Raw genomic sequence first — 24866 nt, 5'->3', positions numbered from 1 at the left:
TCGCCTTTTAAGTTCCAAAATCCATACGCTGGCGGATGTGTTCATGGGCAGACGGGGAAATATCGTTCCCTTTAAACCGACGATTCAAGTTTTTAGCTGCAACCAAGGTCGAGCCAGAGCCAAAAAACGGATCAACAACTAGCTCGCCTTCTCTGCTACTTTGAGCGACCAGAACTTCCAAGAGACTTACTGGCTTTTCAGTTGGATACCCTCTATAGACCCGTTTATGAGTCAGTATGTCAGGTATGCTCAAATCATTAAGCTTCCTCTTGCCCTTTTCAAAAAACAGTATGTATTCGTGTCGAGCACGGTAATGGTAACCCATACCAATACTAACCTTGTCCCAGATAATTGGTTTCCAGAATTTAAAGCCTACTTTTTCCGCAATCGGTTTAATGACGAACATCGTTTCTTGATCGCAGAAAAGGTAGAAATGTGCATTCTTTTTGAGCACACGATAAACTTCGTGTAGTAGCTCTTCAAATCTTGCATTTGGGAATATCTCAAACCATTGATTGCTTGAGGACTTACTGACTTTAAGTCTTGTTGTCGTACCGATCTTTCGGTGTTTCTCTAGAGATTCATAAGGTGGATCTGTTATTAGCAAATCAACGCTCGCAGAATCGAGCATTGATAGCCAGTTTACTGCATCATCTTGGGATAAATTCATTCGATTCCTAAACAAGACTACTGCACGTTTTTCCATTCATATATGTATGAGATAGCTCACCTTTATTTAGGCGGCGACAATCGATACAGTAGCTCTGGTAGCCTTCGGGGTTCCTAGCCGTCACTCTAGCAGGAGTTTTGCCAAAGGACGATGGATAGGGATGAAAAACATGCTCTCCTCCATTTGCATCAGAACAATGGGGGCAGGACTTAAATTTTTGGCCCGTGTGGGGGTCTCTCTTGTGTATCATTCCTACGTTCAAACGTTTGTTACAACAACTGCAAGTCATGCAAAGCACCTCTTTAAGTATCATAGACGCTTTATGATACGGGCTGCTTATAAATCAAACAGTGAGGAAAGCAACAAAGTTCGTTTTAGCTGCATAGCAAGGTAACTTTCTAGTCCTTACAAATTAGCATCCGCTTGGTTTCCTCGATAGAGATAAGACCCCAGCCTAAATTCTCATTAATTACGATCAGTTTTGTATCAGGCAAAACGCTCATTGCTTCATCTATAGCCAACTTTAATGAGTCGAAATCAAGGCTCATAGCTCGAAGATCCGTTCTCTCTTTTCCCACAACATCGTACCAATGCCCCTTGTACACAGCGCCCCCCTAATATTTCCCACCTAAAACAATTTCATAACTTACACATTATTTAACATATTAAGCATCTATGCATTCATTTTCATTATCTAGTGTGTTGGAGATCTCGGAAAGCCCATCTATAAGGCATTGATTTAAACATGTGTGTCCTACGTATTTAGGCACAACAACTCCCAATCCCAAAGCAATAAACTCTGGGTGTTCTGATACGATTTTTACGTACTGTTCTAGCCTATCTTCTGGTGTAGAAGGACGTTGAAGTTGTTTTTTTAACGTCTGTTGAAATTTGCTCACAGCCTCGGGATCTACATCATGAAGCTCCTCATACTCAGAGCAATAAAGCTCTTCATATAATACATCGGCCAGTTGCTTATGGCTCCAGCCTAACGCATCCAACATAGTTCGAATTTGCTTTTGTTTTTGGGTTGTCCCCATTTGTCCCTACCCTACTAGTTACTATGCAATGGTCTCAGCGGAGACAATCATTCATAAACGAAAAGGAAAATACTATGTCTAAAAACAAAGCACCAATGACCCCAGAAGCCGCTGCTCGCATTCAAGCGAATCAAGCAAAACAAAATGGCGGACAAGTCTCTAAAGATTCGTTCGCTGCCCGCGCTCAACGCGCTGCTGCCAACAACCAAAAACAAGGTAAATAGGAGTAACCATCATGGCAAAACCAAGTTCTGCACCAAAAACTGCGCCGAAAGGTAATCCAAACTACCCAAGCACAACTGGCAAACCTTCAGGCAAAGGTCGTGGCAACACACCTAAACGCTAAACACATTAGATATAAATGAGGCAGTCTAGCTGCCTCATTTTTCTATTATGAACAACTTCTTGCATTCAGCTTGAAGTTACTTAAAAACAAGTTTTGATCAGATTTGTAATCGGAATACGGCACGGACTTTTCTGTTTGTGAAAGAGCGCATAAACACGTTTCTCGCTTACTCTCATACCAACTCACCGACACCATATTTTTTGACGAGTTTATGCAGGTATCAACGATGGCATACTCTACTTCTAATGGGTAACGCTCTTCATCAAAAGCACCATTCACCTTATAGCCACCAACCACGCCCACGACCAATGCCGTACTGGCAGACACCAGTTTCCGTTTACTAAATTTAAAGCCTTTGAAGCTTTTTTCACACTTCTCACACGAGATATTCTCTGCATATTCAATAACATTGTCAGTGTGACAATGGGGACACTCAACCTTCATTTTCTAGACAACCTGGTTATATTTTTTATTATTTCATTTATATCACTGATTCATTATTAAACCACAATTACAAACATAGTTTCATAGCGATAAGTTCATTTTCTTCGATCCATTTCTGCTATAATCTGCCTCAATTTTTTCAGTCATTTAGTAGTAGAACTTCATGTCAATCAGTTCAGTTATCAAGTCTATTCAAGACATCATGCGTAAAGATGCGGGTGTTGATGGTGACGCGCAGCGTCTAGGTCAAATGTCGTGGCTTTTATTCCTTAAAGTGTTTGATGCTCAAGAGGAAGAACTAGAGTTCGAGTTAGATGATTACCGCGACCCCATCCCAGCCAAGTACCTATGGCGCAACTGGGCGGCAGATAACCAAGGCATTACAGGTGATGAGCTGCTGGAGTTCATCAATGATGACCTATTCCCGACGTTAAAAAACCTAACCGCACCGAAAGACACCAACCCACGTGGTTTTGTGGTGAAAGAAGCATTTAGTGACGCCTTCAACTACATGAAAAATGGCACACTGCTTCGCCAAGTGATTAACAAGCTCAACGAAATCGACTTTACTGACTCTAAAGAACGTCACCTGTTTGGTGATATCTACGAGCAAATCCTACGCGACCTACAAAGCGCAGGTAATGCGGGTGAGTTCTACACCCCTCGTGCAGTAACCCGCTTTATCGTAAACAGACTGGATCCAAAGCTAGGCGAACAAATTATGGATCCCGCCTGCGGCACGGGTGGATTCCTAGCTTGCTCATTCGATCACGTTAAAGAGAACTACGTGACCAGTGCAGCCGACCACCAAACGCTGCAAAAGCAAATTCATGGTGTAGAGAAGAAACAACTGCCACATTTGCTGTGTATCACCAATATGATGCTCCACGGCATCGAAGTCCCCGTGCAGATCAAGCACGGCAACACGCTTAACAAGCCGCTTTCAAACTGGGACAGCAATATCAATGTGATTGCGACAAACCCACCTTTTGGCGGTACAGAAGAGGATGGGATTGAAAAAAACTTCCCTGCCGAAATGCAGACTCGTGAAACGGCTGACCTGTTCTTGCAGCTTATTGTCGAAGTATTGGATAAAGATGGTCGCGCTGGTGTGGTACTACCTGATGGCACCTTGTTTGGTGAAGGCGTAAAAACCAAAATCAAAAAGATGCTGACGGAAGAGTGTAACCTGCACACGATTGTTCGCTTACCTAATGGCGTGTTCAACCCATACACGGGCATTAAGACCAACATACTGTTCTTTACCAAAGGCCAACCGACCAAAGAAGTGTGGTTCTATGAGCACCCCTACCCAGAAGGCGTGAAGAACTACAGCAAAACCAAACCAATGAAGTTTGAGGAATTCCAGCAAGAGATCGATTGGTGGGGTAACGAGGCCGATGGATTCGCTAGCCGCACCGAGACCAAGCAAGCTTGGAAAGTGTCGATTGAAGATATTATCGAGCGCAATTTTAACCTTGATATTAAAAATCCTTATCAGGACGAAGTCGTCAGCCATGATCCTGAAGAGTTACTGGCTAACTATCAGCAGCAACAACAAGACATCAAAGCACTGCGTGATCAACTGAAAAGCATTCTCGGTGATGCTCTTAGCTCTACCATTCAAGGTAAAAAGCAAGGTGGAGAACAATAATGGCAGCCGACCAATCTCCTATGAATAAGCTAATCACCGAACATATTGATATTTGGACTTCCGCAGTTAAGACCAAATCGATCTCTGGCCGCGGTAGCAGCAAGAAGCTAGAGCTTTATGGAATTAAAAAGCTACGTGAACTCATTATCGAACTAGCAATCCAAGGGAAACTCACGGCAAGCCTAGATTTCAAAGGAAGTGCGAAGAAAAGCGTTGAAGATGCGATAGTTGCAAAATTTAATTTGTCCAAAGAAAGGAATATCCGTGGAGATAAAGAAACCTATTCTTCTGATAGGGCAAAAGGCTTCCCATTGCACTGGGAGACCATATGTGTTGGGCAAGTAGCGCATGTATTGGGAGGTAAACGAGTTCCTAAAGGATATAAACTCTCAGAACAACCAACTGATTTCGTTTATCTTCGTGTTACTGACATGAAGAACCAATCTATAGATGAATCAGACCTACGCTATATTTCAGAAGAAGTTTTTAAGCAAATATCTCGATACACAATTAATACTGGAGATGTCTACGTCACGATAGCAGGTACGATTGGGGCTGTTGGTACAATCCCACCTCACCTTGATGGTATGAGTCTAACAGAAAATGCTGCAAAACTAGTGTTCAGTGGCCTTTCAAAAAAATACCTAGTAACTGTTTTGCAATCCAGCTTTGTAACGAGACAGTTCAATGATGCGGTAAACCAAATGGCTCAACCCAAATTATCGTTGAACTCTATAAAACATACCTGTATTCCGATTCCTCCACTCGAAGAACAGGAGTACATTGCTGATAAAGTCGATGAACTCATGGCGCTCTGCGACCAGCTAGAGCAACAAACTGAAGCCAGTATCGAAGCGCATCAAGTGCTGGTAACAACTCTGTTAGACACACTCACTAACTCTGCCGATGCTGACGAGTTAATGCAAAACTGGGCGCGAATCAGTGAGCATTTCGATACCCTATTCACCACTGAAGAAAGCATCGACCAGCTTAAGCAAACCATCCTACAACTGGCGGTGATGGGTAAGCTGGTTCCACAAGATCCAAGTGATGAACCTGCTGCTGAGTTACTGAAAAGAATTGCGGAAGAAAAAGCACAGTTAGTCAAAGAGAAGAAAATCAAAAAGCAAAAAGCGCTGCCACCGATCTCTGAAGATGAAAAGCCGTTTGAACTGCCGAGTGGGTGGGAGTGGTGTCACTTGAACTCATTAATTAGTGAAATGGATGCTGGTTGGAGTCCAGCTTGTCCACCAGAGGCATCTCCAAACCACGAAACTTGGGGTGTACTTAAAACAACTGCCGTTCAGAATATGGAGTATAGAGAATATGAAAATAAAGTTCTCAGCTCCTCCAAGGAACCTCGACCTCAATATGAGGTAAAGAATGGAGATATTTTGATTACTAGAGCAGGCCCCAAAAACAGAGTAGGAGTCTCTTGCTTGGTTCAAACCACAAGGCCTAAGCTTATGATCTCAGATAAAATTATTCGCTTTCACCTAATAGAACTTGGGATGTCTAACAACTTCGTTTCGCTGTGTCTAAACGCGGGGGCTACTTCAGAGTATCTGGAATCATCTAAATCTGGCATGGCAGAAAGTCAAATGAACATATCTCAAGACAAGTTGAAAATGGCACCAATCCCACTCCCCCCCATTAGAGAACAGACTCTGATTGCGAAGAAAGTAGAGGAGCTAATTGATCTATGCGATAAGCTCAAACTTTCTTTAGAAAAAGGAAAGCATGCACATTTCCAATTTACTGATAGTGTGATCGAACAAGCGGTGTAACTATGAGCCTGTACAATATCGCCAATAAAAACCTCACCGCACTGACACCGACCACCTTTGCAGCCGAAGGGCTGCAAGAACGGCACGATTTGCAAGAAGCGCTGAAAGGCTGTATTGATGCCATCGCCCCTGATTGCGTGGTGATATCAGAGGAATTTTCTGACTGGGAAGACAGCCGTCGCCGTATTGACTTGTTAGCCATCGACAAGAATGCCAACTTAGTCGTCATCGAGCTTAAGCGGGATGAAATCGGTGCGCATATGGAGCTGCAAGCGCTACGCTATGCCGCGATGATCTCTACCATGACGTTCGATAAAGCATGTGACTACTATGCCCAGTACCTGAAGAAAGAAGGCCAAGAGATTGATGCCCGCGAAGCAATTCTGGAGTTTGTCGATCTGGATGAAAACAGCCTGGATGACTTTGGTAACGATGTTCGAATCGTTCTAGCATCAGCAGACTTCGGTAAAGAACTAACCACCTCTGTCTTGTGGCTGCGTGATAAAGGTATCGATATCAGTTGTGTGCGCCTCACGCCCTATCGCTACAAAGAAGATGTATTGATCAATGCAGAACAGATCATCCCTGTACCCGAGGTAGAAGAGTACCAGGTGAAGTTCCGCGAGAAGCGTGCCGAGCAGCGCACAAGCGTTCAAAAAGGCGAAAAAGATTACTCAGAGTATCGCTATAACGGTCATACCTATAAAAAGCGTCACCTAGCCCTAGCGTTAGTCACTGACTGGATTGAGAAGCATCAGCCGCAAAGCCTGAATGATGTGCTCAACGCATTTAACGAACCAGTAAGACGACGCATTGCCATCCTAGCGGATGAAATCCCTCAAGGTAGAATTCGCCGCTTCCACAGCGATGAAGACGCGCTGATTACGTTGCCTAACGATGAAGTGATAGCCATCACCAACCAGTGGAGCCTCAGCAATATCACTCGATTGATTCACTTTGCAGAGCAAAGTGGCATGGTTGTAGAGAAAGTAGACTGATTCTGTTAGTCAAAGTCTCAAGTAACAAGCTTTGAGTAGAACATAGTTCTCCTCGAAGCATTTTTTATTTGTTAATCAAATACTCAATCTTTAGATTTTGATAATTTGAGCGAGAACAGTGTTCTCGCAGTATCAATAGCCAGCTCACCAATACCCTGTTACTCAACTCGTTACTCAGAGAACATTGTTCTCTGTTATGAAAATTAGAGTGGATAGGAAATTTCAAGCTCATTTTCAAGCAAAGGCGACTGAGAAAGTCTAACCACACAAGAAACATAAAGCAGCAAGTGATGAGAAACAAGACACCAATAAAGACTTGATTGCATATATAAAAATCAATATGCTGTCGGAGCTTCACGCGAAAGGCGTGGAGGTTTGTGACAGATTGTCAATACCGTTGCGCTTGCTGAGCCAAGACAACAACATTGTCATGAGGTGTACGATTATCATCATATAGTCTCCATCGCAGATTACATTATACATCATTTCTAATAGATCGCGGCGAGTGCCTTTCGGGGCCAGATGATTGGTTAGGCCAGTTAGTTAAAGCCCAAGGGGATATACGGAAAGGCCGCATGTCCACTCCTCTTGGGTTTTGCTAGAACTTGTGCGCTCAAAGTATGAAAAAGGTGTCCGCTCCACTCTGGTATACAAAACGAAATTACCTTCACTTTGATGTACCTGTATCTGGAACAAAAGCAGAAAAGATCGTAACGAGTACAACATCTGTTGCCAGGCACGCATTTTTCCCTTTTATCTCCTACAGTTTCCAGCTAACTAAACTTGATAGAGATACTTCTACGGGTAAACTTTACCGCAAGCCAAAGCCAAGAGAGGTAGCATACTCTTCTCATATAGATAGCCATATTTATGCTTACTACGCTAATCAACTATCTAATTTATACGAACAAAAAGTTGAAAAATCAGGACTACATGAATCGGTTTTAGCATTTAGAAAGCTTGATGGAAAAAGTAATATCCATTTCGCGGACGATGCTTTTAATTACATACGTAAAATGAAAGAGTGTTCAGTTATCGCTCTCGATTTTTCTAAGTTTTTTAACACTCTTGACCATCGAATTCTAAAAGAAGAATGGAGTAAACTACTCCAAGTCAAACACCTTCCAAAAGATCACTACAACGTTTTTCGATCTCTAACCAAGTTTTCGACTGTCGAACGAGATGAGCTTTTCAAAACGTTTGGTATATCTCAATACAACCAAAAAGCGAATGGAAGAAATCGCGTCTGTACCCCACTTGAATTCAGAGAAAAAGTTCGTGGTTCTGGTTTGATAAACCCAAACCCAAATGGTGCTATGGGCATTCCTCAAGGCTCTCCAATCAGCGCATTACTTTCTAACATCTACATGTTCTCATTTGATAAACACATGAAGAATTATGTTGACTCTATCGGAGGAAAGTACTTTAGATATTGTGACGATATGCTGTTTATTGTTCCATCAGAGTATCGAGATACTGTTGAGAAGCTGGCTAATAGTAAAATTACAGCACTAAAGGTACAGATAAACAGCGATAAAACAGAAATCAGAGATTTTAAATTCCATAATGGACAACTTTGCTCATTTGACGAATTTGGCAAACAGAAACCGCTTCAATATCTAGGTTTCTTATTCGATGGACATTCTATCTTTCTTCGTTCTACAGCCCTCGCTCGCTACTCAGAAAAAATGAAAGGCGGTGTTAAATTGGCCAAGAAAACGATGGAGAAAGAGAACAGAATACGTAAAAGTAAAGGCGAACCAGAACAGAATCAGCTTTACAAGAGAAAGCTCCATCGCCTGTATTCTTACAGAGGAAGAAGAAACTTCCTCTCATACGGCTACCGAGCAGCCAAGATTATGAACTCAAAAAGTATCAAAAGACAATTGAAGCCTCTATGGCAACGGCTTCAAGACGAAATAAGCAAATAACGAGACGGATACCAGTAATTAGAACATATTTATTATGCTTCTGTTTTTTATTAATTATTCAAATAACCAATCTTTACTATTTTAGGGTTACCATAAGAACATTGTTCTGAGTAAAGAGCAGTTCATTCTCGATATGATTATCAGACATCAATTAGCAGCTTACTCAAAACTAGCGAAAGATAAGACTTCTACTGAATGTCGGCGAGAGAACTTGGTATTATTCGATAAGCTAGCGAGAACAAGGTTCTTACAATATCGTTTAAACCTCTTAGCTGATAACTACTACTGACTGGTAGATCTCCGCCTCTCGGTATCATGGAACATTGTTCTCATTGAACTCTTTCAGTTAGCCGCTTGTTCCAATGCCGCTTAACCGTGGGGACGGAGATGCCTAGAGCATTTGCTGTCTTAGATTGGCTCAGTCCCCTTGATCTACATTCTTGAACTTTTTGAGTTGTACTGATGGCTTCTGGTCGCCCAATCCGCTTACCCTCAGATTTAGCCCTAGCCTGCCCTTCCAATGTCCGCTCTCGAATACGGTTTCGCTCAAATTCAGCAAATGCTGAGAACATTTGCAGCATCAATCGTCCCTCCGCCGAGCTTAGATCAGCGGTCGGCAGATCCAGAGAAATTGGCGTAACACCTTTTTCTAACAGCATACTGATCGTATGCTGAACATCGATGTTATCTCTTCCAAGTCGATCAAGCTTAAGTACAACTAGTTTGTCCCCTGGCTCTAGTTTATGCTCAATCAACATTTTGAACTCACGTCGTTCTGTTGCAGGCACACTACCAGAAACTGTTTCATGGACAATTCGGTGTTCTTGAATATCGTAGCCAGCATTTCTGATAGCTAAGATCTGATTTGACACAGTTTGCTCACTAGTCGATACACGACAATAAGCGAATGTCCGTCCAATACTATTCACTACTCACTCCTTTTGGCATCACAATTGGTATCATCAACCTGCTAGGTGTCATAAAAATCCGAACCCTACTTTATGAGACCGCAAACACTTCATTCCCGTCTGGTATCAGAAAACGGATGCTTGTTGATACTACAGATATATTTACATCTCGCTAAAGTTGACTACTTAAGTCGATAATTTTGACAAAGTAACTTTGCCTTAAGAAAACCTAGAAAATAAATAAACATCCGTGAGTAACAAACATTACTCTAAATTTAATTCATCTATAATAAAAACAAGGTTACTATTAATTTTCCTTGGCAATAAAATTAACACATAAAAAATAAATTTTATTTTATTAATTTTTCATGTTATAACTATTATAACGGTTATAACTATTATAAAGTTATAATTCTAATATAACGTTAGATTTTAAAAAAGTGAAGATTAAGCCAAATTAAGCTTAATTTATTACAAGAATTCTTCTGCCACTACTGGCACTTTCAATGCCAGCGTTGGCACATTGATTGCCAATCTTGGCAAATTCACTTGCCACCCGCTTTAATAACGGAATTTTCAAGGCTTTCACCACTTGCCTAACGCAATTCAACAGGCTTTAACGTTGTGCAAAAAAAGAACAATGTTAGAACACGTTGAATGTCTCATTTTTTCTTGACTTATAACGGTTACAACCATATAGACCAGGAACTCGACATTCTTTCTTTTCTTTAATAAATTGTCTTTTTGAATGAAATTGGGGAACACTGTTCTTTTCATCTAAATTAATAGAATTTGCTCTACGCAATGCTTCTTCATCGGAAATGTCGTTATAAACGACTTGAAATCTATTCGACTTAGTTTCACGTTCTTCTTTTGTAGATAGATAACTCATTTCACGATTACGTTTAGAATAAACCAAAACTTGAGACATATCGACAACCCTTTTGATATATATAGATAAATTCAATGACTATTATATTTATCAAGTAATATTATCTTTGTAAAGGACCTTTAATCACTATTTTAAAAATCACATTAACATTTAATTATTAAATAAAAACCGTTTGGTTTTTTAATTATTAAATTAGAAAAATAATAATTAGTTAAACTTCTACCTAAAAATGAAAAAGATCAGATTCTGGGCTATTAGTGTTGCGATTTCTCTCCTCAAAGAACCACATATTCATCACCATGAATTCTCGGTTAGGATCCTAACCGAGAATGCTCATCGGAGTCTGGCTGCGATTAGTACTGCTGTTTCTCCTAACCTGATCACAGCCACGTCCATCACTACAAATTTCAAGTTAGTATCCTCACCTAGAATGAACATCGGAGTCTTGCTGTGCGCTTAGTACTGCCATTTCTTCACCTCAAAGCAACCATAATCATCCCCATAAATTCCGAGTTAGGATCCTAACCGAGAATAGGGAATCAGCTTTTGACTATTGGTATTGCCATTTCCTTAGTCTCATAGCCACCACATTCATCACTACAAATTCCAAGTTAGGATCCTAACTCGGAAAAACAAATCAGGGATCTCGAAGGGTATTAGCGATCACTACTTGTTATCTTCAATCGCAAGTGGACAAAAATATATGTCATACTTACTTTTTGTGACTACTTATGAGCATTGAAGTGAAAATCGAGACTGCATTAGAACGACTGCATAACTTTGACAAGCAAGGTATACACGTTTATCGGAAGAGTGATCTCAGAAGGTTATTTTTTGATGATTCACTTACTGCATTCCAGCAAAGCTTGCTACGTTTAGTCAAAGCAGGAGTACTAGAGCGGGTGTGCAACAGTGTTTATGTATTCTCATTCAGTCGTCACAAGGGCGGTTATACTATTGAATATATTGCTAAATGCTTGCGACGAGGAGAGTACAACTACATCTCTCTAGAATCGGCGCTTTCAGAATACAGTGTCATTTTTCAAGTGATGATTGACAATAGAATTACGATCATGACAACAGGACGCAAGGGAGAGTTCAGGACCCCTTATGGCGTTATCGAGTTCACACATACGAAACGTGATGATATTGATATTATCAACAATACAGTAACTTCAGATCGGCCCCTGCGGATTGCGAAGAAAAAGACTGCGATTCGAGATTTGAAGAGGGTGGGCAGAAACACACACTTGATTGTAACGGATCACGATTAGGCAGATGCTGGCACTGCCAAAAACAGTACTCCCCAAAAACCGTACAACTCACTTCTGGACAAAGGCGAGTTTGACAGCCGCAAGCAAGTCTCTCTCAAAAAAGGCCGTTTGGCAGTATTGATTTATTGCTTAATGTTCCCAACTGCAAAACGTCGGAATCAAGATGAACCCTTTGTGATAAAATGCGTTTGAATAGATGATATAAAAATTAATTTAAAATAAAGGTATATTTTTTTTAATTAATCTGTATAGTGGTCTTTGCTCTGACACAGAGTTGTTTCAAGATAAAATATAAAGAAAGTTTTCCAGCGTCATCCCTAGCAAGTTTCTCTCTGTAATCTCCTTAATGCTCTATCCTAAAATAATACCTATGTTCAGTGCACCTTAATTTTAATTTTATAAGGGGCATAATATGTCTAATCAAGTAATTGGTACAGTAAAGTGGTTTAACGAAACTAAAGGTTTTGGTTTTATTTCTCAAGAAAATGGCGATGATTTATTTGTTCATTTCAGAAGCATTTTAGGCGATGGCTTTAAGAAGCTTATTGAAGGCGAGCAGGTTTCCTTTACTGTAGGTAAAGGTCCTAAAGGCCTTCAAGCAGAAAATGTAACGACTATTTAGTCTTACAATTGAATTTACACTGCCTCGTCATACGCCTGGCGAGGTAGTTGCTCTGACAAAGATTTGTTTCAAGATAAAATATAAAGATAGTTTTCCAGCGTAATCCCTAGCAAGTTTCTCTCTGTAATCTCCTTAATTACCTATCCTAAAAATACTTATGTTCAGTGCACCTTAATTATAATTTTTTATAAAGGGGCATAATATGTCTAATCAAATATTTAATAATGAGAATAGAAATAATAAAAACAAATCTATTCAAAATAAAGAAACATCAATACATAAAAAAATAAAGATGAATAGCCTTCTCCAAAGGATTGCTAATGGTGAGACTGGTGTTGTTTTAGAGGAACTACTTTGAAAAATCACGGTAGAAAGAAGATCTGGTTTAAGTTAAAAAAGTGCGAATCATACACTAAAAAAATTTTATTACATTGAATGTAAGGTTTGTACAAGGTTGCTCATAGAAAGACTATGCTCTTCAACAGATGAGCTTTGTAAATAGCAACAACGAAATATCTGGGGCACACATCATATTATGACAAGTGGAACGTTAAGTTGCTTAAACTGTAGGAGCGATGAAACATACTCGTAGTGCTCAGGTTTGTGAGATGAGGTAATAACCATTCTATGATGGTTTTTTGCCGTCCATACTCCTTGATAATCAGTTGCTTGCCTAGTCCAGCTTTTAGGCAGAAACCAAGTCAGTTCGAACGTTTAAGCGTGAAACAATGCCATATTGAAAGCATCACACCACTACGTCTCCTCAAAAGGAATAGGACCATGCCGACCTAAAACACACCGTGATGGATAGCGAAACTATCTTCATGAAAAGTCTAACGAACGCCAAGCGCTCAGCTGAGCATCATGCGCCAGAGGGTGCAATACTAATTAAGATTAGAGATTTAATGGATCAGATGCTAAGTCGAATAACGCTTGATGCTTGATGCTTGATGATAGCTGGGTAGATAGCTGTGAAGACTGACGTTGGTTAGCAATCATGATTCGTTTTTCGTAGTAGCCTTTGACACAGTTTGGATTGTTTGTCTGACAAGGTTTGCTCACGATTAAGTTGATCTCGTAAACCTGTCAGCATGTCTCGGTCCAAGTTGCTCAGCTTTTCGGAATGTAAGAGGAGTGTCGTATTGATAAGCTCAGAGAGGTTTCGTGAACTCATAGTCCCCACTCTTTATCCCACTTTTTTTGTTCTTCAATCTCTTCTATGCGTTTGCGAACACCCATTTTTTTCAACTCTTCTGGTATTCGTTTAATCCCTTTCTGATTAATACTAAATTGCTTCTGCTTTTGTGTCGGTTTAGGTAACTTGCTCATATATCATCCTATTGATGCTAAGAAAGATGATTTTATTCAGATTAGAATAAAGCCATTTCAATTCATTATCTCTTATTAATGTATCGTTCCGCGTTTGCAAAAAGTTTATCGCATGCTTTTTTCTGTGCTAAATATTCTGATGAACTTTCAGTCATAGAGTCGAGAATTTCTTTCGCTTCTTGATATTCTTTTACCATCGCAGCGAATCGTTCTTCGAAGTTGTTTTTCTGTGTTTTCTTGCTTGATTTTCTTACTGGTTTTCTCATATTGCTTCTTATCTTATCGATCCAAAAATTTATTTTATTCGTATTTCGAACGTTCAGAATCTTTATTAAAAAATAAAGTAAAAAAGTCTCCTCGACAGAAGAGACTTTTTATAAATATCTTACACTAACGTAACATTATCCGCTTGAGGACCTTTGTTACCTTGTTCAACAACAAAAGAAACCTTTTGGCCTTCAGATAATGTTTTGAAGCCATCACTAACAATTGATTTGAAGTGAACAAATAGGTCAGAACCGCCGTTATCAGGAGTGATAAATCCAAAACCTTTGGATTCATTAAACCATTTTACTAAGCCTGTTGATTTATTTGACATAATATATCTCGATACATTGATTAAGTTAAAAAGAAAGCTACTAAATAAGGAATGAAGAAAAAGGTATCGCAGGATAAATATGACGAATTTAATCGAATAAAAACTGAGAAGATCTTGAACTAAATATTTTACTAATAGCTCATCGTTTGAGCTTCTGACACTATACACTATATGAACATAATAGATATCTATTTCTTGATTGATTTTTATTGTCCATAAAATCAATGACATAAAAAGTGAAAGGCTGAATTGAAATCAACAGCATCATTAAAAATAATTATTGCAAAACAGATATTCGATACAAGCATGATCCCTAATTCTAACTTTGAATGGGGCAAAAGTGTTTCAGAGCTTAAATTCATTAGTCCATTGGTTCTGACAAATCCACTCATGAAGATAATGGGTAACACATTTTTCACCAGAGAGTTGGGCACTAAGAGAGCTTTTTTATCTATTAATTAAATGAGCAAACTTTAGTTTTTGATGATTTGAGCGAGAACAGTGTTCTCGCAGTAGCGTTTGAACGCTACCGACCTTTGCCTATATACCCAAACACGAGTCGGATAATACCTGACTCAGCCTTTCGTCATTCGGAGAACATAGTTCTCCGTTCAACTAAATGAAGATGCGAGAAGAAGCTCCAGCCAGACTGGACACTGCATTAAGCGACCTTTTGGCTTTTCAAAGTCAACTGGGCTTAGACGCCCAAGATCACTGTGCCTTCTCGTTCGATTATATTAAACCTCAATGTATTCGAAGACCGATTGACGCATCTATTCTCTCGACATTATCAGCTCATATAATACAGCTTCCACCTTCATGGCATGAAAGAAACTCTCTATATAAACGTTGTCCCAACAATTTCCTTTTCTATCCATACTTTGTTTTAGATTATAGGTACTAATCAACTCTCTATAACCTTTCGAGCAATATTGGCTACCATGGTCACTATGAACGATGACTCGCTCAGGAAAGCTACGATGGAATAAGGTTATTGAAAGAGTATCGCTGACTAATGTTGCTGTCATCCTCTTAGCCAACGATTTGCTGTGAATAAAGATCAATGATTACCACTAAGTATAGACAACCTTCACTTATCGCCAAATACGTAATATCTCCGCCCATTTCTGATTGGGCGGCAGTTGCAGAGAAGTCTTGTTCCAACAAGTTCGGAGCGATTGGCAACTTATGAATGCTATCCGTCGTACATTTAAACTTACGAACAGCTTTCGTTACTAGATTTTGACGTTTCATGCTACTGGCAATGGTCTTCACATTATGCCTGCTACCGTTATCAGTTAACTCTATCTGGATACGTCTAGCACCGTCCCTGCCTTTGCGGTTATCAAAAGCCTCTTTGACCTTGTCGTCTAATACCTGACGGGCTTGTTCTCGCAGGCAGTCTCTATGACGATGCTTAATCCAGTAGTAAAACCCGCTTCGCGATATGCCAAACACCTCTACCATGTGAGATACACGGAAATACTGCAGGTGTTCAAACATAAATTCTTAGCACAAGCTACTTTAGATTCTTCGCAAAGTAGGTGGAGACCTTTTTTACTACTCCTAGCTCTTTTTCTCGCTCAGCAGTACTGGAGTTTTTATTTGCGGCTTTACGCTAGCCATAGATTTGAGAGTCATGGAGAGATAGTTATCTAGCGGCAACAGCAGCACCGACTTTCTCCGCAATCTCAAGTGTTAAATTCGGAAGAATGGATAATAAGTTTTTTCTTGTTTGTCATGATTCACCTCGTTAGTGATTTTACTCACTTAACTCAGGGTCCAAGATAACTGGTGCGGCTCTGTAATGGCGAGGTCACTGAATCTACGAGGCCTGCCGCGCTTGTTCTGTTTGCTTTGCTTCCATTCGCTTATAACTCCTTCATCAATCCAGAAAGTGAGTGAACCACGATTAATTAGTACTTTGCTGTACTGTTTTTAGTTAGTTGTTGTGTAACGAGGCTTCTCCATAAGACTAGGGTGATCAACTGTGTTGTCGCACAGCTCATCACCTCTTGCCTTAGTTTCATCGAGTTACGTAACAAAGCCTTAAACATAGACCACACTAAAGCACTCTTGATTTTAAATGTTCAATAAGCTATCTGTTAATGTACGGTCAATTTAATGTCAATATAATGACAGTGTGTTTGAGGGTGATAAATAATAATAGATATCATGGCTAATAATAGAAAACTGGTTGCTTAGGTTTTAAGAGGTGATTAACCTTGCGCTTAAAAACAATATTCATATTAAAAAAGGTGTAGTGAGATATGGATTTAAAAAGTAGCATTTCAAATAGTATTTTTTTGCATCCTATTTATTCAAGTGAAACTGGAGATGTGGCTTTCTCTGAGGTTTTATACACTATACCTGATGGATATTATGAGGAGCAGTTTTTAGATATGACTGTATCCGATGAAATAATAATGGAGTCAGCATTAAATATTGTTAAAAAACTTCAAAACAATAAAAAAAACAAATTTAGCATTAATATTACCGCAAATATATTGTTGAGTGATAAATTCATAACGAGAATTTCTTTATTTAATAACAAAAATTTAGTGATAGAAGTTAATGAAATAGAAAATAATATGCTACCTGACTTGTATCTATCAATAAAAAAACTCAAGGAGTATGGAATTGAATTTTGCTTAGACTCTTTTTGTCACAAAGATGAAACTTTTAATCAATGTTTAGGTTATATAGATTGGGATTATATTAAAATAGATAAAAAGTACTCATTTAAGGATTTAGAAAAGCATGTAGCACAAATTTTAATTCCATTTTGTAACGTTGGCGTAATTATTGATGGCGTTGACTCAAGCATAAAACAACATTTAAAAAGTTCTAACAAAATATACTATCAGGGATATTATAAAAATCCACCGAAAAGGTTTGCATCATGAAATCAGTTAAAGTTAAACCTTGTAAATTAGGCGCTTACTTCAATAAGAATGAACATATTATCCAGATTGAAGAAGGGAGTGGCGCTGTATCGTATAACGGATTTTCATGTATATTTCAACCAGGTGATTACCTTTATCTTCCGAAAGGAGAAGTTATTCATTATTCTGTAGAAGAAGAAATAGTAGAGCTTAAAGTCATATCATTCAGTCATTTAAAGCAAATCATGTCCAAGCGTGATTATTATATTTATTTAAAAACAAAGAACGATTTAGAGCTATCATCAATATATTATAAAAATTATCTGTTAGACCTAATTAAAAAAGATCTTTTCTTGCCCAAGATAAAATCAGATGAACCAACATTAGAAAAAATAAGAGAGTGTATAAAAAAACATCCAAGAATAAACTGGAATATTGATAAGCTTTGTCAAAGGTCAAATTTAAGTATTAAAGATGTTAAATTAGTTTTGTCTAAGCTAAATGTGACAATGTCTGAATTAGTGATTAAAGTTAAAATTGAAAACTCAGTGGAATTATTATTATCTACAGAAAGCGTTGTTACAACTTCGAAATTATTAGGTTTTTCCAGTAGTTCTTTTTTTATAAAGAAGTTTAAAATTGTTTATGGAATGACTCCAAAAATTTTCATTAATTTATTTAAAAAAAGCTAATATCAATATGTCAGTGATTAATAATAAGATTTCACGTATTAATTTATCCGTTTATCTATTTTTGCTTTTGGCTTTTTTTATTATAATTTTTTTTAGAGTATTTGTAGGTAATTTAGAGCAATATTCATTATATATTGATAAGTTTAGTGAAAACAAACTAGTTGAAAAAAGAAATGCATTAATAGAAGAGGCAGAGTCTATTTCAGCCTCTATTTATTCAATTATAAATTTAATAGAAAACGAACTTATCGAGAGTGTTAAGAAAAATACTGCCATCATTGAATTTGCTAATGAAGATAGTATAGAAGAAGACTTTATAAAAGAAAAAGTAAATAAGTTTAACTCAACCTTCAAAGATAATTATGTTTTTATAGTAAACTATAAAGATAAGAACATTATAGAATCAAATATTTTTAACCAACTTAATGATAATCTTAAAGATAAATATTCTAATAGTTTTTTTGAAAACTTTCCTATCAATGGTGGAGTGTATAGATATAAAGTACCTTCTAAATTTGGTTCTAACAAAGTATCGTATATAAAACAAATACCTAACACACAACTATATTTGGCAAGTGGATATGTTAACGAGTTTCTTCTCGAACGTGTACATGATGAAATATTTAATCTTTTAGAAAATTCAAGTTTGGATGACAATATTGAATATAGGGTCTACTCAACTCATAACGGTATTATATATGACCAAAAGGTTAAACAAAATAGATACTTAAACAGTCAAAGTTCACTTTATTTTTTCTATGATTATATCTATAACAACTTTCTTGAATTAGATAGCAGTAGTGAGTTTCTTTATATTAACAAAACCATAAGTGAATATGGGATAAATATATCACTCTCTATGGCTAAAAACTTCAAATATGAACTAAACGATGATTTCAAATATCTATTTAAAGAGTTCTTATATGAAGATATCAAAACAATAGTTAGCTCATTCTTTATTTTACTGGCTATTTCATTTGTTATATATTATTTTTTACATAAAAAAATATCACGTATATTGACGACATATAATAATAAGATATTGCTAGAGAAAAAAAGTTAAAAGATTCAAATAAAAAAATTGACAGTATAGCAAAAACCGATTACTTAACAGGCTTACCAAATAGAAGAAGTTTGGAAATCGATTTTAAAAAAACATTTTGTCTCAACAGTTTTTATTTAGTGTTTATTGATTTAGATGGGTTTAAACATATAAACGATTCGTTAGGCCATTCGTTTGGTGATATGTTTCTAAAGAAAATATCTAGCAATATCACTGAAGAAATCGATGTTGATGATAAATTATATAGATTTGGTGGTGATGAGTTCATTGTTATATTTCAAGGTAATGTTGACATTTTAAGTAAGATTAACAATTTATCGCGTTCAATAAATAAGCCTGTTTTTATAAAAAATAGAAGAATAGAATCTACTGCTAGTATTGGTTTTTCTCAATATCCAAAGGATGGAGATAGATTGGATCTTTTATTACAATATTCAGATCTAGCTATGTATGAGTCCAAGAAAAAAGGAACGTCACATTATACTGAGTATAATACTGGTCTACTTCAGACGGCTAATTTTGAATTTGAGCTAGTAAATGATTTAAGAAGGGCTTGTCGAAATAATGAGTTCTATACTGAGTATCAACCAAAGTTTGATATCAAGAGTCGTCAATTAGTTGGTTTAGAAGCTTTGGTTAGGTGGAAACATCCTAAAAAAGGTTGTATTCCTCCAGATGTTTTCATAGAAACGGCTGAGTCTGCTGATTTAATTGACTCTGTCGGCTTTAGAGTTATAGATTATGCAATTAAAGATTATTACGAAAATAAATTACATTTTCATAGTGATGTTACATTATCAATAAATTTGTCACCCAAACAGATACATGAAAACTTAAAAAATTATTTAAATGAATTAATAGCAAAAAACATGATTGATACTTCAGATATAATATTTGAAGTTACGGAAAATGTTTTTTTTGTCGAAAATGAAAATAAACTTGAGATAATAAATGATCTGGTTGAGTTAGGGTTTAGGTTTTCCCTAGACGATTTTGGAAAGGGTTATTCAACATTAAACAATCTAATAAAATTGCCATTATATGAAGTCAAGTTAGATAAGTGTTTTTTAAATAGAGTTCCAAATGAATTAAAATACAACTCACTTTTAAATTCTATAATTAATCTTTTGTACAACTTAGAATATAAAATTGTTATAGAAGGAGTGGAAAATGTTGCGCAACATAATCATTTGATAGAAATAAATGACTGTATATTTGTTCAAGGTTTTTTATATGGCAAACCAGAAAGTATGAAATCTATTGTAAACAAATTCCTTGTTAAAAATAATGTATTAATGGAAGAGGTTTAGATGAAGTGTAGAAACTGTTCTAGTTTTGGATTCTATAGAATAGAAAGAAAGTTTATAGAGAAAATTATAATCAAGAAAAAATTTCTTTGTAAAGATTGTGGATTTATCTTTAAAGACTATAGGTTTTTCATTAAATTCACACAAAAAGGTTAAATACAATTAATTTAAATCATTATATTTGAAAGTTTCATTAAGAATAATGAAATAAAATTTTAACTTATCAAATCGACTAATAAATTAAGACAATATCATATCTTTATTTGACTTGATATTGTCTATCCTATTTTTATTTTTTCGCTACCGTCAATAAACTATTTATCTTCCATAGCCTTTCCAAGTTTGGTAAGTTTTAGTTCAACGGTTTGGTTGGGGGCAATTAGATTAAAAATAAACCAATAACTTAACAGCTAAACGTGTATATCAGTTAATCATCTTAGGCCTATGCGAGACCTAGTTATAATAAAACTAACTGCAACAGTACAACAAAGCGTTAATCAACCGTAGCAGACCTCGTCGATTCATCGACTTAGCCATCACTACCGTACTGAAGGTGAATAAAAAAACAACAACACTAGCATGTAATCAGTTTATCGATTCCTTGTTTATGTTGTCTAATACTACTCTTACCTTCTCATACTTCATTTGTATCAGTCTTTTAGTTAAACAAGTTGCGGTCTCTTTTGAGACAAAAACTGGAGGTGCAATACAGTACCTAGCCACTGATACTGGCAGCCTCAAGGTTTATGGCGAAGGTAAACGGAAGGTCAAAAATCATGGTACTGACGGATGCGTAGAGTTTGAGAAAATTTGCATTTAGTATCCGACGCTGCACTCACAAAATAATCGCAGAAGAACTGAGTTTATCTCATGTTACGATACAGAAGTCCTTCTTAACTTTGTAAATCAAACACGCCGAAGAATTATCGAGATATCTGGTGATGGAGCTTATGATACAAGGAGTTGTCACAATACTATACGGGTTAAGCGAGCTGTTCCGCTAATCTCTACAAGAAAAAGCCACTCTCGATCTTAGCGGTAGTTTGCCAGAAGCTTTACGGCTTGAACAAAAAGTTAAAAAAGCGATATCGTTATTGCAAGCATTTACTCTCAAAAAGTACGATGTATAGAGTGCGGCAGTCGCTTGGTAGGAAGATATACATGAGAAATTACAATGCTCAGGTGGTTTGGTTATCTATCCGAATTACTTAACAAAGCCCTGTGATGTTCCTGACATTGGAAAATGTAATGCTTATCCGCACCAATGAATTGGCAACCAACAACATCCTATGAGGATTCTTCCAGGATATAGTAGAAAAGGCGTAATTCTTAACATATTGTTCTTGAAGTATTTTTATAATATGTATCAAGGTAAAGTCGAATAACTAAACATTTGGTACAGAAAAGTTCCAAGACTACATTATGAAATATTCGAAATACTTGGAACTATTATTTTTATATGTTCAGCAATCAGGAACGAGGGTGTAAGCGATAGTGATAGCTCTTCAATGATTTATTAACTTGAAATACTTCATATTCAAAATAAGCTTGCTCATCTAGGGATTGAGTGAACTTAACTATTTGTTCTGTATGAATGAGCAAAGAAATGGGCGCAACCTGGTGATTGTCATACTCATCGAAACAGTTGTTAATGTGTGCTCTATCTAAATAAACAACATCTTGATTCTGTGTTGGAGTTTCTTCAATCAACTTTGTTTCAAACCCTGCCTTCTCAAGCTGCTCAAGCAACTCATAGAGTTTGTCTACATCACTCTTGCTCTTGATTGAACTATATTGCTGTACAATCCCATTTAAATATTTCTCGATTGACCCAAACTTATTTTTCATTAAACAGATGGTTTTTAAATTCTTTTTGATAAGTGAATAGCGTTGCTCTTTCAATTTTGGTTTTAAGAAATCAATGAGGATTTTGTTGCGTTGCTCTTCTTTGACAAAGCTTTGAGACGCGCTGACTTTAAAGTAAAGATGAAGCAGTGCATTTTCAAAAGTAGATTTTAAAAGCTTGTAATATAATTGTTCTGACATTGTAAGCATTGATTATTTACTCATGCTGTTATTCTAACATATAAAAAGAAAAGCAAACTAACACTGCAACTAGTTTACTTTGCCCCCCCATGAGTCACACGAAAACCAACTCTCTAGTCTTGATTGGTCAGCTAATACACAAGTGTTTTTCTAGTGAAGAGCCTCGTAGACCTTAGGATAGGGTGACCCGAAAAAAGGCTCAATGATACTAGGATTTCATTGTTTCTATTATCCTCACGATCTCGAAAGTTGTGTCCGATGGTATCGTTTTTTCGTTGAATATAACTATCCACTTTTTCTTTCAGAGCAGCGTTTTATACACTAGGGTTTTGTTATTTCGTTCTGGGAGGGATAGTAATGAAAGCTCGTATTGGAGTTATGTCAGAAGACCTCATTCGTAGGCACATGACTAGTGTGGCCGCAGGCAACATTAGTCATAGCAAGTATCTACCGACATTTTGGTTCACATCACTAGATGAAGTATCAAAGTTACTGTGTAATGAAAATATCGAGCTAATGCTCCTGATGAGTAGGGAAAAGCCTGAAAATCTAGCTGAACTTGCGGACATCAGCGGTCATAATACTCGTAAACTGTCACGTACACTCCACTTACTATCATCGAAAGGGTTTATCCAAATAGAGAAGAAAGACAATACTTCTCGTCCCGTCGCTTTATTTACTGACTTTGAAATTATTCTGGGCAAAGAATTAGAGGATACACTGCAAGAAAGATATTGTGCATGATGTCTATCACTCGTTACTGCGGCGTATGCCGCTTAAAAAGCACAGCTTTATGCTGTGCAACCTCAAATAGGGGTTATTCTTAATACTTTCCGTCTAGGTCAACCTGCTCGTCACCAATGCTCTCTTCCAGCTGCTCTGTGAGGGCTTCAGTTACTTCAAACTACCATACCTGTGTTTGGTAGAGATATCGTAATCGAGCAAGTCAATAACCCCATCTAGCGCAACGTCACGATCATGTTAGTCGGCTTGCTCGTTATCACTTTTTTAGCCTTAACCTCGCTCTTCATATAAGCCTCACTCATAAAAATGCCTGCCGTAGTTACGGAGCACACTAACACTTTTGCTAGCCTCAACGATGTTGCCAAATCAAAGCACCTCAACTAAAAACTAACAATTTCAAATTGTTAATAACAACTAAGATTTAGACACTAAAAGTTAGTGTCTAAATCTTAGTGCCGAAAAATCAAACAACACGTCCAATCATTGTCCTGTTCAAAAGCACCCTTCAAGTACCTTGAGTAGAAATGCTTAGCGCATATGCTCACTTCTCTAATCCAAATAATCCATGTACCATGCATGAAGTAGTCAATCAATCTTAAGGCCATGATAGTTTGAAGTTTTACGTTGTTTCTGACCTACACCTGGACACTCACGGAATACGCCGCGATTTTTGGCATGAGTTCGATAAAGAAGCCACGTTGGTTGTTGCTGGTGACACGGCAAACGGTCTATTAGGCATAGCATACGTAAAGAATGTACTTTGCCGCCACTTTAAGGCGGTCATCATGGTTGCTGGAAACCATGAATGGTATAGCAATAAGAGTAAATCCTACCGATATACAAGTGAGTGCGAATCTAATACTAACTCTGGTTCTCTCAACGTTTCTAAGAATTCAGTATTAGCAAAGCTTAAGGCTCATAGCGATACCACTGAAAACCTGTTCTTTTTGAACAATGAGTCGATTGAATTGAACGGATTCACTATCTTCGGTGGAACCCTTTGGTTTCCCATTCACACCTATTCGGTCGAGCTTGTAAATGTATATTCTGAGTTGATGAACGACGCTAAGTTTATTGACAGCTCTATAATTGAAGAGCAGTACAAAGCATTCGTCAATAACCTCCCTGAGAAAGTAGATCTTGTTGTTTCACATCATCTTCCTTCTAAAGAAGCTTTCGCGACAGAAGAAAATGCCAATAGTGTTTATGCCCCCTACTACCATGCAGGGTTGAGTAATGAGTTGATCTCAAAAGCGAGGTTCTGGGTTGCAGGGCATCAACATGATGCTGTAGAGAAAGTGATCGCAGGCGGTAGTACCACATTCATTTCTAATCCCAAGGGTTCTGTACGCTTAACTAGTGGATTACTTACTAATAAAGCTTATTACCTATAAGAGCTAGCCAGCAAGAAACTTTGGTATCTGAAAGCCCGCTAGGGCCTTCTCACTGTGATCATTGCCCTTGTGAAGCAACCAAACAGAAATGATGCATAGATCCATCACCTCACAGCCCCAACACTATCATTCACATAGAAATCACTCTAAACACTTTTACGCGCATAAAAATGTCAAAACCATCTCTTTTAAGCGCAAAAAAATGTTACATCTTGCATTTAATTGCGCATTTTTGTGTAATA

Annotated in this window: 23 protein-coding genes and 2 pseudogenes; 14 read left to right on the top strand and 11 right to left on the bottom strand. The window is 37.5% G+C overall.

Translation table 11 applies throughout. From position 1 onward, the window contains the following. Positions 1-7: 7 nt before the first annotated feature. The gene (locus tag R7D93_RS16975) at positions 8-670 is read right to left on the bottom strand and encodes a DNA-methyltransferase (RefSeq protein WP_025506815.1); all 663 of its coding nucleotides are present in this window, start codon (positions 668-670) and stop codon (positions 8-10) included. 665 nt (positions 671-1335) lie between these two features. Further along, a complete protein-coding gene (locus R7D93_RS16970) occupies positions 1336-1710 on the bottom strand; it encodes an elongation factor Ts (protein WP_077281179.1) in 375 nt (124 codons plus the stop codon). A 74-nt stretch (positions 1711-1784) separates the two neighbouring features. Here R7D93_RS16970 and R7D93_RS16965 point away from each other — a divergent pair, with 74 nt between their 5' ends. Further along, positions 1785-1934, top strand: coding sequence for a hypothetical protein (locus tag R7D93_RS16965; protein ID WP_017790133.1), 150 nt, complete (start codon positions 1785-1787; stop codon positions 1932-1934). A gap of 167 nt (positions 1935-2101) precedes the next feature. Here R7D93_RS16965 and R7D93_RS16960 read toward each other — a convergent pair whose 3' ends face one another. Continuing rightward, positions 2102-2500: a hypothetical protein gene (locus tag R7D93_RS16960; protein ID WP_011079925.1), complete on the bottom strand. Its 399-nt coding sequence runs from the start codon at positions 2498-2500 to the stop codon at positions 2102-2104. A gap of 163 nt (positions 2501-2663) precedes the next feature. Here R7D93_RS16960 and R7D93_RS16955 point away from each other — a divergent pair, with 163 nt between their 5' ends. The 4 genes from R7D93_RS16955 (at position 2664) to drt2 (ending at position 8870) form a co-directional block, all read left to right on the top strand. Then, positions 2664-4154 carry an N-6 DNA methylase gene (locus R7D93_RS16955; RefSeq protein ID WP_077281178.1) on the top strand — a complete coding sequence of 497 codons (1491 nt, stop codon included), beginning with the start codon at positions 2664-2666 and terminating at the stop codon, positions 4152-4154. Then, complete coding sequence (locus tag R7D93_RS16950) at positions 4154-5941, top strand: restriction endonuclease subunit S (RefSeq protein WP_179115290.1); 1788 nt, start codon at positions 4154-4156, stop codon at positions 5939-5941. The genes R7D93_RS16955 and R7D93_RS16950 overlap by 1 nt, the downstream gene beginning before the upstream one ends. 2 nt (positions 5942-5943) lie before the next feature. Beyond that, positions 5944-6939 (top strand): hypothetical protein, encoded by a 996-nt coding sequence (locus tag R7D93_RS16945; protein ID WP_143694963.1) that lies wholly within the window; start codon positions 5944-5946, stop codon positions 6937-6939. Between the two features lie 620 nt (positions 6940-7559). Further along, positions 7560-8870 (top strand): antiviral reverse transcriptase Drt2, encoded by a 1311-nt coding sequence (gene drt2, locus R7D93_RS16940; RefSeq protein ID WP_025506640.1) that lies wholly within the window; start codon positions 7560-7562, stop codon positions 8868-8870. A 329-nt stretch (positions 8871-9199) separates the two neighbouring features. On the opposite strand, the gene R7D93_RS16935 is transcribed toward drt2, so the two are convergent. Together R7D93_RS16935 and R7D93_RS16930 are read right to left on the bottom strand one after the other, a co-directional pair. Next, positions 9200-9790, bottom strand: coding sequence for a recombinase family protein (locus tag R7D93_RS16935; protein WP_025506639.1), 591 nt, complete (start codon positions 9788-9790; stop codon positions 9200-9202). A 631-nt stretch (positions 9791-10421) separates the two neighbouring features. Further along, positions 10422-10709 carry a hypothetical protein gene (locus tag R7D93_RS16930; RefSeq protein WP_213886777.1) on the bottom strand — a complete coding sequence of 96 codons (288 nt, stop codon included), beginning with the start codon at positions 10707-10709 and terminating at the stop codon, positions 10422-10424. A gap of 692 nt (positions 10710-11401) precedes the next feature. Between R7D93_RS16930 and abiEi the strand changes: the two genes are divergently transcribed. The 3 genes from abiEi (at position 11402) to R7D93_RS16915 (ending at position 12924) form a co-directional block, all read left to right on the top strand. Continuing rightward, on the top strand, positions 11402-11944 hold the full coding sequence (gene abiEi, locus R7D93_RS16925; protein ID WP_213886778.1) for a type IV toxin-antitoxin system AbiEi family antitoxin: 543 nt from the start codon (positions 11402-11404) through the stop codon (positions 11942-11944). Between the two features lie 412 nt (positions 11945-12356). Then, entirely contained in the window at positions 12357-12566 is a 210-nt protein-coding gene (locus R7D93_RS16920) for a cold-shock protein (RefSeq protein ID WP_005380677.1), read from the top strand. Positions 12567-12768: 202 nt separating this feature from the next. Continuing rightward, positions 12769-12924, top strand: a complete 156-nt coding sequence (locus tag R7D93_RS16915) for a hypothetical protein (RefSeq protein ID WP_020196713.1) — start codon at positions 12769-12771, stop codon at positions 12922-12924. A gap of 812 nt (positions 12925-13736) precedes the next feature. Here R7D93_RS16915 and R7D93_RS16910 read toward each other — a convergent pair. From R7D93_RS16910 to R7D93_RS16890, 5 genes and pseudogenes are all read right to left on the bottom strand, one after another. Beyond that, positions 13737-13895, bottom strand: a complete 159-nt coding sequence (locus R7D93_RS16910) for a hypothetical protein (RefSeq protein WP_171822351.1) — start codon at positions 13893-13895, stop codon at positions 13737-13739. Between the two features lie 65 nt (positions 13896-13960). Next, entirely contained in the window at positions 13961-14161 is a 201-nt protein-coding gene (locus R7D93_RS16905) for a hypothetical protein (protein ID WP_020196715.1), read from the bottom strand. A 119-nt stretch (positions 14162-14280) separates the two neighbouring features. Further along, entirely contained in the window at positions 14281-14493 is a 213-nt protein-coding gene (locus R7D93_RS16900) for a cold-shock protein (RefSeq protein WP_005380667.1), read from the bottom strand. A gap of 611 nt (positions 14494-15104) precedes the next feature. Then, positions 15105-16235, bottom strand: a pseudogene (locus R7D93_RS16895) (IS3 family transposase). A gap of 61 nt (positions 16236-16296) precedes the next feature. Continuing rightward, positions 16297-16410, bottom strand: a pseudogene (locus R7D93_RS16890) (transposase); the annotation flags it as partial. A gap of 353 nt (positions 16411-16763) precedes the next feature. Here R7D93_RS16890 and R7D93_RS16885 point away from each other — a divergent pair. The 4 genes from R7D93_RS16885 to R7D93_RS16870 are packed head-to-tail and all read left to right on the top strand — an operon-like array spanning position 16764 to position 20443. Next, the gene (locus R7D93_RS16885) at positions 16764-17399 is read left to right on the top strand and encodes an EAL domain-containing protein (protein ID WP_069516259.1); all 636 of its coding nucleotides are present in this window, start codon (positions 16764-16766) and stop codon (positions 17397-17399) included. Continuing rightward, positions 17396-18070: a helix-turn-helix domain-containing protein gene (locus R7D93_RS16880; protein ID WP_193271949.1), complete on the top strand. Its 675-nt coding sequence runs from the start codon at positions 17396-17398 to the stop codon at positions 18068-18070. The genes R7D93_RS16885 and R7D93_RS16880 overlap by 4 nt, the downstream gene beginning before the upstream one ends. A gap of 7 nt (positions 18071-18077) precedes the next feature. Further along, complete coding sequence (locus R7D93_RS16875; protein WP_225496918.1) at positions 18078-19133, top strand: hypothetical protein; 1056 nt, start codon at positions 18078-18080, stop codon at positions 19131-19133. Next, positions 19112-20443 carry a bifunctional diguanylate cyclase/phosphodiesterase gene (locus R7D93_RS16870; protein ID WP_318129517.1) on the top strand — a complete coding sequence of 444 codons (1332 nt, stop codon included), beginning with the start codon at positions 19112-19114 and terminating at the stop codon, positions 20441-20443. Before R7D93_RS16875 ends, R7D93_RS16870 begins: the two co-directional genes overlap by 22 nt. Before the next feature lie 1467 nt (positions 20444-21910). On the opposite strand, the gene R7D93_RS16860 is transcribed toward R7D93_RS16870, so the two are convergent. After that, complete coding sequence (locus R7D93_RS16860) at positions 21911-22486, bottom strand: DUF2913 family protein (protein ID WP_025506924.1); 576 nt, start codon at positions 22484-22486, stop codon at positions 21911-21913. Between the two features lie 357 nt (positions 22487-22843). Between R7D93_RS16860 and R7D93_RS16855 the strand changes: the two genes are divergently transcribed. Together R7D93_RS16855 and R7D93_RS16850 are read left to right on the top strand one after the other, a co-directional pair. After that, positions 22844-23230 carry a transcriptional regulator gene (locus R7D93_RS16855; protein WP_041157122.1) on the top strand — a complete coding sequence of 129 codons (387 nt, stop codon included), beginning with the start codon at positions 22844-22846 and terminating at the stop codon, positions 23228-23230. 611 nt (positions 23231-23841) lie between these two features. Then, a complete protein-coding gene (locus R7D93_RS16850) occupies positions 23842-24624 on the top strand; it encodes a metallophosphoesterase (RefSeq protein WP_025624126.1) in 783 nt (260 codons plus the stop codon). Positions 24625-24866 lie beyond the last annotated feature (242 nt).

Origin of the sequence: Vibrio sp. YT-15, from assembly GCF_033337445.1 — a bacterium.
Taxonomy (GTDB): Bacteria; Pseudomonadota; Gammaproteobacteria; order Enterobacterales; family Vibrionaceae; genus Vibrio; species Vibrio alginolyticus.
Note: the sequence above shows the minus strand (reverse complement) of the source record. Positions and strands in the feature narration are given on the sequence as shown.

Coding starts and splice junctions, on each gene's coding strand:
- R7D93_RS16975 (WP_025506815.1), bottom strand. CDS start 670: ATGAATTTATCCCAAGATGATGCAGTAAACTGGCTATCAATGCTCGAT.
- R7D93_RS16970 (WP_077281179.1), bottom strand. CDS start 1,710: ATGGGGACAACCCAAAAACAAAAGCAAATTCGAACTATGTTGGATGCG.
- R7D93_RS16965 (WP_017790133.1), top strand. CDS start 1,785: ATGTCTAAAAACAAAGCACCAATGACCCCAGAAGCCGCTGCTCGCATT.
- R7D93_RS16960 (WP_011079925.1), bottom strand. CDS start 2,500: ATGAAGGTTGAGTGTCCCCATTGTCACACTGACAATGTTATTGAATAT.
- R7D93_RS16955 (WP_077281178.1), top strand. CDS start 2,664: ATGTCAATCAGTTCAGTTATCAAGTCTATTCAAGACATCATGCGTAAA.
- R7D93_RS16950 (WP_179115290.1), top strand. CDS start 4,154: ATGGCAGCCGACCAATCTCCTATGAATAAGCTAATCACCGAACATATT.
- R7D93_RS16945 (WP_143694963.1), top strand. CDS start 5,944: ATGAGCCTGTACAATATCGCCAATAAAAACCTCACCGCACTGACACCG.
- drt2 (WP_025506640.1), top strand. CDS start 7,560: ATGAAAAAGGTGTCCGCTCCACTCTGGTATACAAAACGAAATTACCTT.
- R7D93_RS16930 (WP_213886777.1), bottom strand. CDS start 10,709: ATGTCTCAAGTTTTGGTTTATTCTAAACGTAATCGTGAAATGAGTTAT.
- abiEi (WP_213886778.1), top strand. CDS start 11,402: ATGAGCATTGAAGTGAAAATCGAGACTGCATTAGAACGACTGCATAAC.
- R7D93_RS16920 (WP_005380677.1), top strand. CDS start 12,357: ATGTCTAATCAAGTAATTGGTACAGTAAAGTGGTTTAACGAAACTAAA.
- R7D93_RS16915 (WP_020196713.1), top strand. CDS start 12,769: ATGTCTAATCAAATATTTAATAATGAGAATAGAAATAATAAAAACAAA.
- R7D93_RS16910 (WP_171822351.1), bottom strand. CDS start 13,895: ATGAGCAAGTTACCTAAACCGACACAAAAGCAGAAGCAATTTAGTATT.
- R7D93_RS16905 (WP_020196715.1), bottom strand. CDS start 14,161: ATGAGAAAACCAGTAAGAAAATCAAGCAAGAAAACACAGAAAAACAAC.
- R7D93_RS16900 (WP_005380667.1), bottom strand. CDS start 14,493: ATGTCAAATAAATCAACAGGCTTAGTAAAATGGTTTAATGAATCCAAA.
- R7D93_RS16885 (WP_069516259.1), top strand. CDS start 16,764: ATGGATTTAAAAAGTAGCATTTCAAATAGTATTTTTTTGCATCCTATT.
- R7D93_RS16880 (WP_193271949.1), top strand. CDS start 17,396: ATGAAATCAGTTAAAGTTAAACCTTGTAAATTAGGCGCTTACTTCAAT.
- R7D93_RS16875 (WP_225496918.1), top strand. CDS start 18,078: ATGTCAGTGATTAATAATAAGATTTCACGTATTAATTTATCCGTTTAT.
- R7D93_RS16860 (WP_025506924.1), bottom strand. CDS start 22,486: ATGTCAGAACAATTATATTACAAGCTTTTAAAATCTACTTTTGAAAAT.
- R7D93_RS16855 (WP_041157122.1), top strand. CDS start 22,844: ATGAAAGCTCGTATTGGAGTTATGTCAGAAGACCTCATTCGTAGGCAC.